At 69.1% G+C, this 13051-nt stretch carries 14 protein-coding genes; 7 read left to right on the forward strand and 7 right to left on the reverse strand.

Going from position 1 to position 13051, the window contains the following annotated elements; genetic code table 11:
- Nucleotide 1 precedes the first annotated feature (1 nt).
- Nucleotides 2–763 (forward strand): hypothetical protein, encoded by a 762-nt coding sequence (locus tag LG334_RS05275; RefSeq protein WP_404383995.1) that lies wholly within the window; start codon nt 2–4, stop codon nt 761–763.
- Nucleotides 764–776: 13 nt separating this feature from the next.
- On the opposite strand, the gene LG334_RS05280 is transcribed toward LG334_RS05275, so the two are convergent.
- Both LG334_RS05280 and LG334_RS05285 read right to left on the reverse strand, forming a co-directional pair.
- Nucleotides 777–1016, reverse strand: a complete 240-nt coding sequence (locus LG334_RS05280) for a hypothetical protein (RefSeq protein ID WP_404383997.1) — start codon at nt 1014–1016, stop codon at nt 777–779.
- A gap of 161 nt (nt 1017–1177) precedes the next feature.
- Nucleotides 1178–1309: a hypothetical protein gene (locus LG334_RS05285; protein ID WP_404383999.1), complete on the reverse strand. Its 132-nt coding sequence runs from the start codon at nt 1307–1309 to the stop codon at nt 1178–1180.
- A gap of 99 nt (nt 1310–1408) precedes the next feature.
- On the opposite strand from LG334_RS05285, the gene gcvA reads away from it, so the two are divergent.
- On the forward strand, nt 1409–2365 hold the full coding sequence (gcvA, locus tag LG334_RS05290) for a transcriptional regulator GcvA (RefSeq protein WP_404384001.1): 957 nt from the start codon (nt 1409–1411) through the stop codon (nt 2363–2365).
- Here gcvA and sodC read toward each other — a convergent pair.
- Nucleotides 2337–2909 carry a superoxide dismutase [Cu-Zn] SodC gene (gene sodC / locus LG334_RS05295; protein ID WP_404384003.1) on the reverse strand — a complete coding sequence of 191 codons (573 nt, stop codon included), beginning with the start codon at nt 2907–2909 and terminating at the stop codon, nt 2337–2339. The genes gcvA and sodC overlap by 29 nt on opposite strands.
- A 112-nt stretch (nt 2910–3021) precedes the next feature.
- Here sodC and hrpB point away from each other — a divergent pair, with 112 nt between their 5' ends.
- Both hrpB and LG334_RS05305 read left to right on the forward strand, forming a co-directional pair.
- Nucleotides 3022–5532: an ATP-dependent helicase HrpB gene (gene hrpB, locus LG334_RS05300; RefSeq protein ID WP_404384005.1), complete on the forward strand. Its 2511-nt coding sequence runs from the start codon at nt 3022–3024 to the stop codon at nt 5530–5532.
- A 630-nt stretch (nt 5533–6162) separates the two neighbouring features.
- The gene (locus LG334_RS05305; RefSeq protein WP_404384007.1) at nt 6163–6495 is read left to right on the forward strand and encodes a monooxygenase; all 333 of its coding nucleotides are present in this window, start codon (nt 6163–6165) and stop codon (nt 6493–6495) included.
- On the opposite strand, the gene LG334_RS05310 is transcribed toward LG334_RS05305, so the two are convergent.
- The 3 genes from LG334_RS05310 to LG334_RS05320 form a co-directional block, all read right to left on the reverse strand.
- The gene (locus LG334_RS05310) at nt 6473–7477 is read right to left on the reverse strand and encodes a magnesium transporter CorA family protein (protein WP_404384009.1); all 1005 of its coding nucleotides are present in this window, start codon (nt 7475–7477) and stop codon (nt 6473–6475) included. The two genes, LG334_RS05305 and LG334_RS05310, sit on opposite strands and share 23 nt — an antisense overlap.
- Before the next feature lie 30 nt (nt 7478–7507).
- On the reverse strand, nt 7508–8542 hold the full coding sequence (locus LG334_RS05315) for a sodium:calcium antiporter (RefSeq protein ID WP_404384011.1): 1035 nt from the start codon (nt 8540–8542) through the stop codon (nt 7508–7510).
- A gap of 87 nt (nt 8543–8629) precedes the next feature.
- Nucleotides 8630–9190, reverse strand: a complete 561-nt coding sequence (locus tag LG334_RS05320) for a type 1 glutamine amidotransferase domain-containing protein (protein WP_404384013.1) — start codon at nt 9188–9190, stop codon at nt 8630–8632.
- A 154-nt stretch (nt 9191–9344) separates the two neighbouring features.
- Between LG334_RS05320 and LG334_RS05325 the strand changes: the two genes are divergently transcribed.
- Complete coding sequence (locus tag LG334_RS05325; protein ID WP_404384015.1) at nt 9345–10190, forward strand: creatininase family protein; 846 nt, start codon at nt 9345–9347, stop codon at nt 10188–10190.
- 28 nt (nt 10191–10218) lie between these two features.
- On the opposite strand, the gene LG334_RS05330 is transcribed toward LG334_RS05325, so the two are convergent.
- Nucleotides 10219–11310 (reverse strand): PA0069 family radical SAM protein, encoded by a 1092-nt coding sequence (locus LG334_RS05330; protein ID WP_404386303.1) that lies wholly within the window; start codon nt 11308–11310, stop codon nt 10219–10221.
- A 127-nt stretch (nt 11311–11437) separates the two neighbouring features.
- Between LG334_RS05330 and LG334_RS05335 the strand changes: the two genes are divergently transcribed.
- Both LG334_RS05335 and LG334_RS05340 read left to right on the forward strand, forming a co-directional pair.
- On the forward strand, nt 11438–11599 hold the full coding sequence (locus LG334_RS05335) for a hypothetical protein (protein WP_404384017.1): 162 nt from the start codon (nt 11438–11440) through the stop codon (nt 11597–11599).
- Between the two features lie 52 nt (nt 11600–11651).
- Complete coding sequence (locus LG334_RS05340) at nt 11652–13025, forward strand: lipid kinase (protein ID WP_404384019.1); 1374 nt, start codon at nt 11652–11654, stop codon at nt 13023–13025.
- Nucleotides 13026–13051: the final 26 nt, after the last annotated feature.

The raw sequence follows: 13051 nt of genomic DNA on the forward strand, positions 1-13051 counted from the left end.
GATGATGGAGGGAGACCTGTTTCCGGCGCCGGTGCTGGACGTGGCCGGCGCACAGGCCCTGCGCGCAGCCGACTGCAAGCGGATGTTCGCCGTCCACGGGCTGTTCTACGACGTGCCCATCGGCGGCGCGACCTGGTCATGCCGCTCGGTACTGGAACTGATCGCGCACGATCTGGTGCCGGCGGGCGATGCCTCGCCGGTGCTCGACCGCCGGCCGGACCTGCTGGTGGTGATGATGAACCCCGGCTCCTCGCGCTCCGTCGACGGCTCGTTCACGCCGCCGCGCGTGAGCGATGCCCGCGCCATCAAGGGCGTGCGCCGGCTGGTGGAGACCATCCCCGACACCACGCAATACCAGGTGATGAAGGTCATGGCCGCGCGCGGCTGGCGGCATGCACGCGTGCTGAACCTGTCGGACCTGCGCGAGACCAAGAGCCCCAACCTGTTCCGCCATGTCCAGGCGCTGGCGGGGCTGCCGGATGGCGACGCGCATTCCATCTTCAGCGACGCACGCCGCGACGAGCTGCTGGGCCACATCGGCCCGCCGCAGGGTTCGCCGCCGGTGATCCTGGGCTGGGGGCGCCACAAGACCTTGTTTCCCCTGGCCGAAAAGTGCCTGGCGGCGCTGGAGGGCCGTGTGATGGTGGGCGTCCAAGCCCCGGAAGGCCCGCTCGCCTACGCCCATCCCAGCCCGATGATGCAGAAGGCCAAGGATGCATGGATCGAGCGCATCCTCGGCCTTCTGGATGAGGCAGGGCTTTAGCGGCGGCGGTGGATCACACCGCCTGGTGGGAGCGGAGCGCCCGTTCCACCGCCGCGCCGTCGGCCGCGCGGGCCATGGCGACGGGGGAGATGCGGGCGCGTTCGGCCATGTAGGCCAGCGCGTTCATGTCGTCGAAGGTGATTTCCGTCACCATGCCGTCGGGCCACATGATGCGGCCCGGCTGGTTGGGGGCGGGGGTCTGAATGATTTCCACCGTGTCGCGGCGGGCTCCCAAAGCAATCGTCTTGCGCATCGTCCTCAATCCCCAGTCCGTGGCCGAACGTCCCCCAACGGGAAACGCTAGCAGAAGCGTCGAAAGCGTCATATCTGACTTAAGGGCTGAGAGGCGCGCCGGGTTCCCGATGAAGGTCGCCTCCGATGGCTGAGGCATCATCCTTTCGGTGGGAGTCGGGATTAGTAAGGAAGGCCTAGTTCCCGCCGTTCCTTTGCCGCCAGCCGCGCCAGTTCGGGCGAGAGTCCCACCCCCAGGAACAGCCGGCCGACGTCGCGGGTCATGAGCGAGATGGCATAGAAAAGGTGCGTCATGGGATCGTCTCCGTGTCTTGCGTGATGCACGGATTTCAGACGAAAACGCCGCCCGCGACAAACGGGATTGCCTGCGGTATGGTTTAGGAAACCTAACTCATGAAAGGGCGCCGCATGGGACGGAACCTGCCGCCGCTCAACGGCCTGCGCGCGTTCGAGGCCGCCGCCCGGCATCTTTCCTTTGCCAAGGCTGCCGACGAACTGTCGGTTACCCCCGCAGCCATCAGTCAGCAGGTGAAGGGGCTGGAGGATCGTTTGGGCTTGGTGCTGTTCAAGAGGGTGACGCGGGGCCTGCGCCTTACGCCCGCAGGCCGCGCCCTGGTGCCCGGCCTGACGGAAGGGTTCGACCGGCTGGCGGAGGCCGTGGCGACGGTGGCCGCGCCCGCTGACGACGGCACGCTGGCCGTTTCCGCCCTGCCCAGCTTTTCGGCGTCGTGGCTGGTGCCGCGCCTGCCGGCCTTTTCCGAGGCGCACCCCGAGGTGCGGCTGACGCTGCTGGCGACGACGGCGGTGACGGACTTCAACGACGGCGCCGACCTTGCCATCCGTCACGCCCGCACCGCGCCGCAGGGGGCGGAGTGCGAGAAGATCATCAGCGAAAGCATCTTTCCCGTCTGCGCGCCCTCGGTGGCGGAGAAATACCGGCTGACGCGGCCCGAGGACCTGCGCGGGGTGCCGCTGTTCCGCACCGTCTATCCCGATGGCACGCCCGACGACAGTTGGGAACTGTGGCTGAAGGAAGCGGGGGTCGACGGCCTGGACTGGAACCGCGTGACGGCTGCCTCTTACTCGGAATCGACCGTGGCCGTGCAGGCGGCCATCGCGGGGCAGGGGGTGCTGATGGGCCGCAGCCTGATCGCCGCGGAGGCCTTGAGCCGCGGGCTGCTCGTCGCCCCTTTCGACCTGCGGCTGCCGTCGCCCTATGCCTACTGGCTGGTATGGCCGCGCCGCACGGCCCGGCGAAAGGCTTTCCTGGCCTTCCGCGCATGGCTGCGCGGCGCGGTGGACGAATGCTGTGGGGCCGAACCTACTGCGCCTGCTGCTGGGCGGGAATGATGCCGCACGCGACGCGCGGGCCGCCGCCGCCGAGGCTCGGCTCGTCGCTGTAGGTGTCGCCGCCCTGGTGGATGATGAGCGCATGCTCGGCCAGCCGGCCCATGTCCTCGATGCGCGGCGCCGTGACGGTTTCCTCGATCTTGCCTTCGGTGTTGGCGGTCAGGCGCGGCAGGTCGCCCAGGTGGCCGTCACCCTCCGGGCCCTGGTGGGTGCCGGTGTCTTCGGGGTCCCAGTGGCCGCCGGCGGCACCGCCGGGCACCACGTCGCCGTCGCTCTGGGCGGGCTGGCAGCTCATGTTCTGGTGGACGTGGAAGCCGTGCTCGCCGGCCGAGAAGCCCTCGGCGCTGACCTGGAAGCTGGTGCCGCCGTCTTCGGCGGGCATGATGGTGACCGTGCCCATCTTTTCGCCGACGCCGTCGTCGGTGACCTCGTTCATGTCGATGGTCCAGCCCTTCATGTGCTGGTCGGCCTGCGCCGGCAGGGCGAGGGCACCGGCGAACAGTGCAAGGGCGGCGGCGGAGGCGGCAAGGGTGAAGCGGCGCATGGTAACGTGTCCTCCCGTTGATTTCGGTGGCTGACGGCTCAACGGGCGCGGGTGGCCGCCGGTTTCCGCCGGAGCCGTTGACGCGCGCGCGCTTCCGGCTTAAGGACCGCCCATGCGACCGGACCAGGCCCTGCCCATCGACACTCTCCTGCCCGACCTGCAGCACGCGCTGGCGACCACCACCAACGTGGTCCTCCAGGCGCCGCCGGGGGCGGGCAAGACCACGCGCGTGCCGCTGGCGCTGCTGGGTGCCGACTGGCTGGCCGGGCGCCGGATCGTCATGCTGGAGCCCCGCCGCCTGGCCGCCCGTGCCGCCGCCCATCGCATGGCCGCGACGCTGGGGGAGGCCGTGGGGGAGACGGTGGGCTACCGCATCCGCCTGGACACCAGGGTCGGGCCGAAGACCCGCATCGAGGTGGTGACGGAGGGAATCCTCACCCGCATAATCCAGGCCGATCCGGAACTGTCCGGCTACGCCTGCGTCATCTTCGACGAATTCCACGAGCGCAGCCTGAACGCCGATCTGGGCCTCGCCCTGGCGCTGGAGGCGCAGGGCGCGCTGCGCGACGACCTGCGGGTGCTGGTCATGTCCGCGACCCTGGACGCCGCCCCCGTGGCCGGCCTGATGGGCGGCTGCCCGGTGCTCACCAGCGAGGGCCGCGCCTATCCGGTGGAGGTGCGCTACGACCCGCCGCCGCAAAGCCGCGGGCCGCGCAACCGGCTGGAGGATCACGTGGCGGGCGTGGTGCGCCGGGCGCTGGAGGAAGAGCCGGGGTCGGTGCTGGTCTTCCTGCCCGGACAGGCGGAAATCCGGCGGGTGGCCTCGGCGCTGACCGGGTCCGTTGCCAAGGACGTGGACGTGCATCCGCTGTTCGGCGACCTGCCGCAGGCCAAACAGGACGCCGCCATCGAGCCCCCGCCGCCGGGCCGCCGCAAGGTGGTGCTGGCGACCACCATCGCCGAAACCAGCCTGACCATCGAGGGCATCCGTGTGGTGGTCGACGCGGGGCTGGTCCGCGTGCCCCGGTTCGAGGCCCGCAGCGGCATGTCGCGCCTCGCCACCGTCCCCGTCTCCCAGGCCGCCGCGGAGCAGCGCCGGGGCCGCGCCGGGCGCCTGGAGCCCGGCGTCTGCTACCGCTGCTGGGCGGAGGCCGGGCACAAGGCGCTGCCCGCCTTCGGCCGGCCGGAGATCATGGAAGCCGACCTGGCGCCGCTGGCCCTGGAACTGGCCCGCTGGGGCGCAACCGATCCCGACGCGCTGCCCTGGCTCGATCCGCCGCCGCCGGCCCACTTCGCCCAGGCCCGCGACCTGCTGCGGGACTTGGGCGCGTTGGACGAAGACGGCCGCATCACGCCGCACGGGCAGGCGGTGGCGGCGCTGCCGGTGCATCCGCGCCTCGCCCACATGATCGTGCGGGCCTGGGAACTGGGGGAGGGGCCGCTCGCCTGCCTGCTGGCGGCGGTGATCTCCGAACGTGACGTGCTGCGCGGCGGGCGGTCCAACCGCGACCTGCGGGCGCGCATGGCGGTGCTGCTGAAGGAGGGCGACGCCCCCGCCCCCGCCCACGCCGACCCTGGCGCGGTCCGTCGGGTGCGGGAGGTGGCGCGGCAGATCGCCCGCGCGGCCGATGTGAAGGGTCGGGCCGACAGTGCCTCGGCGACCGGCCTTCTGGTGGCGCTCGCCTGGCCGGACCGTGTGGCGCAGCGGCGCGGCGGGCAGTACCGGCTGGCCCAGGGGCGGGGTGCGGCGCTGCCCGAGGATGATCCGCTGGCCGCCGAGGACTGGCTGGCGGTGGCCGATGTGGACGCCGGCACCGGACCGCGCGCCAAGATCTGGCTCGCCGCCCCCATCACGCGGGCCGACATCGAGGCCGCCTTCGAGGGCGAGATCACCGAGGGCGCCTTCGTGGTCTGGGACCGCCCGGCCGAGCAGGTCGCCGCCCGCCACCAGCGGCGCTTCCGGGCGCTGGTGCTGGACGATCGGGCGCTGTCGGACGCCGGTGGGGCCGATGCCGTGGGCGCGGTGTGCGACGGCATCCGCCAGATCGGCCTGCACGCGCTGCCCTGGACGCCGGAGACGGAAAGCTTCCGCGCCCGCATCCGCTTCCTGCGCGAGGTGGAGGGGGCGGACGAAGGCTGGCCGGATGTGTCCGACGAGGCTTTGCTGGCGGGGCTGGAGGACTGGCTGGCGCCGTTCCTGGCGGGCATCGCCAAGCGGTCGCAGTTCAAGGCCATCGACCTGAAGGCGGCCCTGGAAAGCCTGCTGCCGTGGGACATGCGCCAGCGCCTGGACGCCGAGGCACCGACGCACCTGCGCGTGCCCTCGGGCAACCGTCACCGGCTTGATTACTCCGGTGAAAGGCCTGTCCTGCCGGTGAAGTTGCAGGAAATGTTCGGCGCGGAAGAAACTCCGCGCATCGCCGGCGGCCGGGTGCCGGTGGTGATCCACCTGCTGTCGCCTGCGGGGCGGCCTCTGGCGGTAACCCAGGACCTGCCGTTCTTCTGGCGTGAGGTCTATCCCGGCGTGAAGGCGGAGAACCGGGGCCGCTATATCCGCCACCCCTGGCCCGACGACCCGCTGACCGCCGATCCCACCGCACGCCTCAAGAAGAAGGGCGGGTGAGACGGCCGGCGGTTGCCATTCCTTCGCGTTAAGCTAGGATGTACCGTAAGATCGTGCGGGAAATGGTGTCAGGTGGAGCTATAGATGGTTCGTTACTTTCTTTCTTTGCTGGTAATCGGAACCCTTTCTGCGTGTGAGGGAAGCCTTGCTCACTGGCAAACTCGTTCCGATGCAGTAGAGGTTGAGGTCGAGGGAGAGAGCTTCAAGGTTGCTCATAGGGGAGACCGGGCGACGGTGTACCGGGGTTTTATTTTTAAGGACACGTATGAGACACGGAAGCGGGCGCTGGCTGCCGCAGAAATTGCCACCGGATGCTCTGTTGTGGATTATGAGTTTATATCAGATTTTGCGGACGTTGTTGTATACTGCAGTGAATAATAAGCGCAGAGCAATTAATTTTATGCGATTATTCTATGTATTTTCTTTGTTCAAATTTTAGGATCCTGTTTAAGAGGATCTGTCCACGCATTTGCAGGTTCTATCCATGTCTATCGTCGTGGATTTCAGATGTTGCGAGAGCTTCGCCATAGCCTGTCAGCGTGTAATCTCGCCGAATCCGCCCGAACCGGTGAGACCGAAGACGCTCTGCTCGCCCTTATCAACCACCCCAACCGCTGAAGGCCCGCCGCCATGTCCGAGACCGCCCCTGTCATTCTTCAGATGGACTTCCCCTTCTCCGGCCCCTGGGGCGAGGAGATGGCCGCGCAGCTTGAAGGGCTGGCGCGCGATATCGCCGCCGAGCCGGGGCTGATCTGGAAGGTCTGGACGGAGAACGCGGAGGCCGGGCGGGCCGGCGGCATCTATGCCTTCGAGACGGAAGAACAGGCCCACGCCTACCTGACCAAGCACACCAACCGGCTGGCCGAATTCGGCATCACGGGCGTCGAGGCCAAGGTGTTTCGCGCCAACACGGCGCTTTCGGCCTTCACGCACATGCCGTTTACAGCCAGCCCCGGCGCTTGAAGTAGAGCAGCGGCAGGATGCCGGACATCACCATCAGCGCCAGGGCCATGGGATACCCGAAAGGCCATGAGAGTTCCGGCATGACCTCGAAGTTCATGCCGTAGATGCTGGCGATCAGCGTCGGCGGCATGAAGGCCACGGCCACGACCGAGAACGTCTTGACGATGTTGTTCTGCTCGATGTTGATGGCGCCCAGTGTCGCGTCCAGCAGGAAGCTGACGCGCTGGGCCTGGAAGTCGGCGTGTTCGGTCAGCGATTGGATGTCGCGCAGAACCGTCTTCAGCGTGCGTTTCTGGTCGTTGCTGAGCGACGGCTTGACGGCATTCACATATGCCACCACGCGCCCCAGCCCGGCCAGGCTGTCGCGGACCTTGCCCGCCAGGTCGCCCGCCTTGCCGATGCCGCGCAGCACCTCCTGCAAGTCGCGCTCCGCCGGCGGACGCTTGCGCTCCGTTGCCGGACCCCTGGTTTCCTGCGGCCAGGCGCGATCGAAGACGTCCGTCGACAGGCGTTCCAGCCGGCTTGCGATCACCTCCAGCACGTCGGCGGTGCGGTCCACCATGGTGTCCAGCAGCCCTACCAGGGCGGCGACGTTGGTGGCGGCCAGGTGCGGGTTGCGGTTCAGGCGCTCGGCGAAGATGCCGATGGACTTGGGCTCGATGTAGCGCAGCGTCACCAGCGTCGTCGGCGTCAGCACCAACGTCAGGGCGTTGGCCTCGGGCGCGGACGTTTCAGCGTTGGCGACCACCGGCGCAGTCATGTAGGAGCAGGATTCTTCGGTGTAGAGGCGGCTTGAGGCCTCGATCTCCATCATGTCCTCGAAGCTGGGCAGGTCGACGTTCAGCGCGCCGGTCAGCGCGGTGCGTTCCTCCTCCGTCGGCTTGAGGGCGTCAATCCAGGTGCAGCCTTCGGGCAGCGGGTCGCCGGGGCCGATGACGCGGCGATGAATGGCGCCGGAGCGGTAGCAGTATGCGGTGATCACGAGACGAAACGACTCCTGTCGGCGATGAAGTTAGCTCAGGATTACCGGCATTCCGGCCAGGTACAAGGCAAGGATGGCGGCGCTTTCAAAGCCGATGCCCATGGGACCCTGCTTCTCCCGCCGCAGCATGCCGAACAAAAGCGCGCCCGTCATCATGATCGTCAGCGCCGAGACGAACTGCGTGCGGTCGCCCATGGCGTGGTAGAGCGAGCCGTCGCGGAACGCAACGTCGGCCATGCCGAGAAACAGCACGTCGAAGGCGTTGCCGCCGATGATGCCGGCGACCGCCAGGGTCAGCGCCTTGTTGCGAATGGCGGTGATGGTGGTGACCAGCTCGGGAAAGCTGGTGGCGACACCCGTCAGCAGGGCGCCGACGGCGGTCTGGCCGAGGCCGGTGCGCTGGCTGATGGAGACGCCTGACTCGGCCAGGAAGTAGCCCGCCGAGCCCGAGGCAACGGCCAGAAGCGCAAACCGCGTCCACAGCGCGCGCATGGTCCTGCCCGAATCCTCTTCGGGCTGGTCTTCCTCTGACACGGTTTCCGACGTCTTGGCAGGACTCCACATTGGCGCGTCCTGCATGCCCCGGATGACCCTCATGACGTAAAACCACGTGCCGAACATCACCGGCGTCGCCGGATGCACGCCGGCAAGAGTGAACTCCGGCGCCGAGGCGGCGGCCAGCGGCAGGGCGAGCAGGGACAGCAAAAGCGTCCCCTGCGCCAGGTTGGACAGCGAGGCGGCGGCGTGCTCCAGGTTGGCGCGGCGAAAGAAGAAGTCGCCGACCGCCAGGAAAAGGGTCTGCGCGGCAATGCCGCCAAGCGCGTTGGACGCGGCCAGTTCCGACATGCCGAAGCCGGCGGTGGTCACCGATGTGATGATGCCGGGAAGGCTGGTGGAGGCGCCGAGGAAGACGGCGCCGGTGATGGCTTCCCCCAGGCCGGTGCGGTCGGCCAGTTCGTCGGCGGTCTTGGCAAGCCGCGAGCCGGCGACGAGGATCACCACCGCGCAGCCGCCGAACATCGCCCACACCCAGACGAGCGCAAGCCCGGAGAGGTCCAGGATCATATCTCCATGCCTCCCCGGGCCCGGGTTGCGCGGCGCGGGCGGTCAGGCCCGGCCGCTGTTCGGCCGCTTCGCATCGGCGGGCGGCGCTCAGGCGGCCCGCTGATAGGTCTTGCCCGAGGCCACCTCGGCCGCCACGGCGTTGGAAAAGGCCTCGATGTCCTTGGGGTTGCGGCTGGTGACGATGCCTTCGTCGACCACCGCGGCCTCGTCCTTCACGTCCGCGCCGGCGTTGGCGAGGTCGGTGCGGATGGAGTGGTAGGACGTCATCCGGCGGCCCTTGGCGATGCCCGCCTCGATCAGCAGCCAGGGCGCGTGGCAGATGGCGCCGATGGGCTTGCCGGCGTCGTGGAAGGCCTTGATGAAGGCGATGGCCTTGGGCTCGACGCGCAGAAGGTCGGGGTTGATCTGCCCGCCCGGCAGCACGATGGCGTCGTAGTCGGCGGCGTTCGCCTCGTCCAGGGTCTTGTCCACGGGAACGCTGCCGCCCCAGTCGGTGTGGTTCCACCCCCGGATTTCGCCGGACTGGGGCGAGACGACGTGGACCGTCGCGCCGGCGTCCTTGAGCATCTTGCGGGGCTCGGTCAGTTCGGTCTGCTCGAAGCCATTGGTCGCGAGAATGGCGATGGTCTTGCCGTTCAGGTTCTCCACGGCGGACCTCCTTCATGTTTGACAGGGTTTGGGGCGTCGGGCGCCTTTTCTGTCCTCGCAAACGCCGCGGCGGGGCGGGCCGTTCCGGGCGGCTTCTTCCGTGACAACACGCGACTTTGGCGCCAAAACGCGGTAATCATGGGCGAAAGCCCCGATGCCACGAACAGACGAGGCTGGTGTGAACGGATTGCAGAGCGGCTTCTGGCAGGACCTCACCACCGAGGACTTCGCGACGGTCGATCCCGAGCGCGTCATCGCGCTGCTGCCTGTGGCGGCCATCGAACAGCACGGGCCGCACCTGCCGCTCTACACCGACGCCTGTTTGAACGAGGGCATCGTCGAGCGCACCCTGGAACTGCTGCCCGACGAGCGCACGGTGCTGGTGCTGCCGACCCTGCCGGTGGGGCATTCCATCGAGCACACGGGCTTCGCGGGCACGCTGTCGCTGTCGGCCGAAACGCTGATCCGCATGTGGGAAGAGGTGGGCGCCTGCGTGGCGCGCGCGGGCATCCGCAAGCTGGTGATCTTCAACACCCACGGCGGGCAGGGGCAGATCGTCGACATCGTCGCCAGCCGCCTGCGCCGGGACCACGGGATGCTGGTGGCGCGGGTGAACTCCTATCGCCTGGGCGTACCCGACGGCCTGTTTCCCGAGGACGAACTGGCCAACGGCATCCACGGCGGCGCGGTGGAGACCAGCATGATGCTGCACCTGCGCGCCGACCTGGTGCGCACCGAGGCCATCGAACGCTTCCACAGCCTGGGCGAGGTGCTGGCGACCGACTGCGCCGTGCTGCGCACCGACCGCCCTGCGGGCTTCGCCTGGGCGGCGCAGGACCTCAACCCCGAGGGCGCGGTGGGCGACGCCGAGGATGCCGACGCCGAACGGGGCGCGGAAATCGTCGACCACATCGCCCGCCAGCTTGTGGAGTTGATCGGCGACGTCGAGTCCTTCCCGCTGCACCAGCTTCGCGCCGCTCCGGTCGACGAGGGCGGCTGACCGAGGAAGCGCCAGGACGGCCGGTTCCTCAAAAGAGCGTCATCTGGTCCCCCTTGCGCGGCGGCCGGCGGAACTGGCTGACGTCCAGGGCGACGTCGCGCGGAGTCAGGTTCAGGCGGCGGGCGGCGATGCGGAAGCGCTGGCCGATCAGCTCCGCCACCGGGCCCGATCCTCTCATGCGGCTGGCGAAGGCGGACTGGTAGAGCTGACCGTCGCGCGCCTGGCGGACCAGCGACAGCACCCGGTCGGCCCGCGCCGGGTGGTGCTCGCGCAGCCATTCCTCGAACAGGTCGCGCACCTCCAGCGGCAGGCGCAGGAAGATCCATCCGGCGGCCTCGGCCCCCGCCTCGGCGGCTTTTGCCAGCAGCGCCTCGATCTCGTGGTCGGTCAGCGCGGGGATGACGGGCGCCACCATCACCGCCGTCGGGATGCCGGCGTCCGACAGGGCCTTCACCGTCGCCAGCCGCGCGCCGGGCGTGGCGGCGCGCGGCTCCAGCGTCGATTGCAGGATGCGGTCCAGGCTGGTGATGGAAACCGCCACCCGCGCCAGGTTCGCCGCCGCCATGGGCGCCAGGATGTCGATGTCGCGGGTCACCAGGGCCGATTTGGTGACGATGGTCACCGGGTGGCGGTAGTCCCGCAGCACCTCCAGGATGCCGCGCATGATGCGGCGGGTGCGCTCGATGGGCTGATAGGGATCGGTGTTGGTGCCAATCGCGATGGGCGCCGGGCGGTAGGAGGGCTTGCGCAGTTCCGCCTCCAGCAGGGCCGGGGCGTCGGGCTTCTCGAACAGGCGCGTTTCGAAGTCCAGCCCCGGCGACAGCCCCAGATAGGCATGGGTCGGCCGCGCGAAACAGTAGACGCAGCCATGCTCGCAGCCCCGGTAGGGATTGATGGAGCGGTCGAAGGGAATGTCCGGCGAGGTGTTGCGCGCCAGGATCGACCGCGAGGCATCCCGCTGCACATGGGTGCGCAGGGGCGGCGGTTCCTCCCAGTCCTCGGCGGCGGGCGGACGGTTCCAGCCGTCGTCCTCGCGGTGGCGCGCGTGGCGCTCGAACCGGCCGACGGCGTTTGTGACCGCCCCGCGGCGGGGCGTGGGAGAATCGGGGCGCGTATCCATGACGTGCAGCATGCCACGGCGTTTGGAACATATAAAGAACAAAGGCGCCCGGCCGGCAACGTGCGGGCGGGCTTCCCCGTTTCTTGCGACAAGAAGCCCCCGTGACAGCAGTGAGGGAGACGCCGCCGTGAACGAAGCCGAATACCACGCCGCCCGGGGCGAACTGCAGCGCCTGGAGGCCATGCCCGACCGCAGCCAGCCCCAGCAGGAACGCCTGGACACCCTGCGCAAGGAGGTCAAGGTGTTCGAGGAAGGCGTGCGCTCCAAGGGCAAGCCGGGCCAGGAGTGACGCTGCTCATGCCGGCCGTTCCGCCATCCCGGCGGCGGAGTGCGCTCAGACGATGACCGCCCGCCGCCGCGCCCTTCTCATCATCAACGGCAATGCCTCGCGCGCCTTCGCCGAGCTGGACGACTGCCTGGCCGTGTTGCGCGACGAGGGCGGTCTGGACGTCCAGGTGCTTGAAAGCAAGTCCCCCGACCACGTCCGCGACCTCATCGCCGAGCATGGGCAGGACGCCGCCATGGTCATCATGGCCGGCGGCGACGGCACCATGAACGCCGCGGTAGACCACGTTCACGCCCAAGGGCTCGCATTCGGGGTGATGCCGCTGGGCACCGCCAACGATCTGGCGCGCACGCTGGAGATCCTGCCCGATCCGGTGGAGGCGGCGCGGGTGATCGCGCGCGGCCGGCGGCACCGCATCGACCTGGGACGGGTCAACGGCAAGCTGTTCTTCAACGTCGCCTCCATCGGCGCCGCGGCGCAGCTGTCGAAGAACCTGGACGGGGCGCTGAAGCGGCGCTGGGGGGTGCTCAGCTATCCCATCCGCGTGCGCGAGGTCCTGGATGAAGGCCAGGCCTTCGCCGCTCACATAGAGGACGACGAAGGCAACGCGACCGATGTGCAATCGATCCAGGTGGCGGTGGGCAATGGCCGCTGCTACGGTGGGGGGATGCGGGTGGCGCCGGAAGCGGCCATCGACGACGGGCGCCTGGACCTCTACAGCCTGGAGCCGCAGAGCCTGTGGCGGCTGGTGCTGACGGCGCCGCTGATCCGGGCGGGGTGGCATGACCAGCTTGAAAGCTCGGTGAAGATGTCCGGGCGGCGGTTCACGATTTCAACTGACCCGCCGATGGACGTCAGCACCGACGGCGAGGTCACCACCTGCACGCCGGCCGTCTTCGAGGTGCTGCCCGAGGCGCTGGAGATCATCGTGCCGGTGGAGTACGAGCCGGGCCGGCCGACGGACGCGGGGGAGGACGAGGACATGCTGCGGGATGCGCGCGTGGTGGCCGTCGACGACGTGATTGTCGCGCTCAAACGGTCGCTGGGGGACATGGCGGAGGAAATCCACGCCGACCATCAACAGCCGAAGCTGGCCAACCTGTTGCGCGAGGCCTCCGCCCGGCGGCAACCGGTTCTGGAACGGCTGGAGGACGCGGTGCGCGCCATGGGCGACCTGCCGTCCACCCCCGATGCCGACCGCCAGGCCTGGTCGCATCTGGCGACGCGCCTGATGGCGGGGCTTCTGGGCACCGAGGCGCGCACGCTGACCGAGGCGGCCATCGATGACGAGATCGAACTGATCAAGGCCGTCGACGACGCGCTGGCGCTCGAAGACCTGCCCGGGGACTTGCGCAAGGACCTGGAGGGTCTGCGCGCCGACGCCGAGGCCACCCGCACCGCCCTGCGCACCCTCGCCAAAGAGACGTAGGACGGCCGCCGTTCCGAGGCCGCGGC

The sequence above is a fragment of the Caenispirillum salinarum genome (assembly GCF_044803115.1).
GTDB classification, from domain to species: Bacteria; Pseudomonadota; Alphaproteobacteria; order Rhodospirillales; family Rhodospirillaceae; genus Caenispirillum; species Caenispirillum salinarum_A.

Coding starts and splice junctions, on each gene's coding strand:
- LG334_RS05275 (WP_404383995.1), top strand. CDS start 2: ATGATGGAGGGAGACCTGTTTCCGGCGCCGGTGCTGGACGTGGCCGGC.
- LG334_RS05280 (WP_404383997.1), bottom strand. CDS start 1,016: ATGCGCAAGACGATTGCTTTGGGAGCCCGCCGCGACACGGTGGAAATC.
- LG334_RS05285 (WP_404383999.1), bottom strand. CDS start 1,309: ATGACGCACCTTTTCTATGCCATCTCGCTCATGACCCGCGACGTCGGC.
- gcvA (WP_404384001.1), top strand. CDS start 1,409: ATGAAAGGGCGCCGCATGGGACGGAACCTGCCGCCGCTCAACGGCCTG.
- sodC (WP_404384003.1), bottom strand. CDS start 2,909: ATGCGCCGCTTCACCCTTGCCGCCTCCGCCGCCGCCCTTGCACTGTTC.
- hrpB (WP_404384005.1), top strand. CDS start 3,022: ATGCGACCGGACCAGGCCCTGCCCATCGACACTCTCCTGCCCGACCTG.
- LG334_RS05305 (WP_404384007.1), top strand. CDS start 6,163: ATGTCCGAGACCGCCCCTGTCATTCTTCAGATGGACTTCCCCTTCTCC.
- LG334_RS05315 (WP_404384011.1), bottom strand. CDS start 8,542: ATGATCCTGGACCTCTCCGGGCTTGCGCTCGTCTGGGTGTGGGCGATG.
- LG334_RS05325 (WP_404384015.1), top strand. CDS start 9,345: ATGCCACGAACAGACGAGGCTGGTGTGAACGGATTGCAGAGCGGCTTC.
- LG334_RS05330 (WP_404386303.1), bottom strand. CDS start 11,310: ATGGATACGCGCCCCGATTCTCCCACGCCCCGCCGCGGGGCGGTCACA.
- LG334_RS05340 (WP_404384019.1), top strand. CDS start 11,652: ATGACCGCCCGCCGCCGCGCCCTTCTCATCATCAACGGCAATGCCTCG.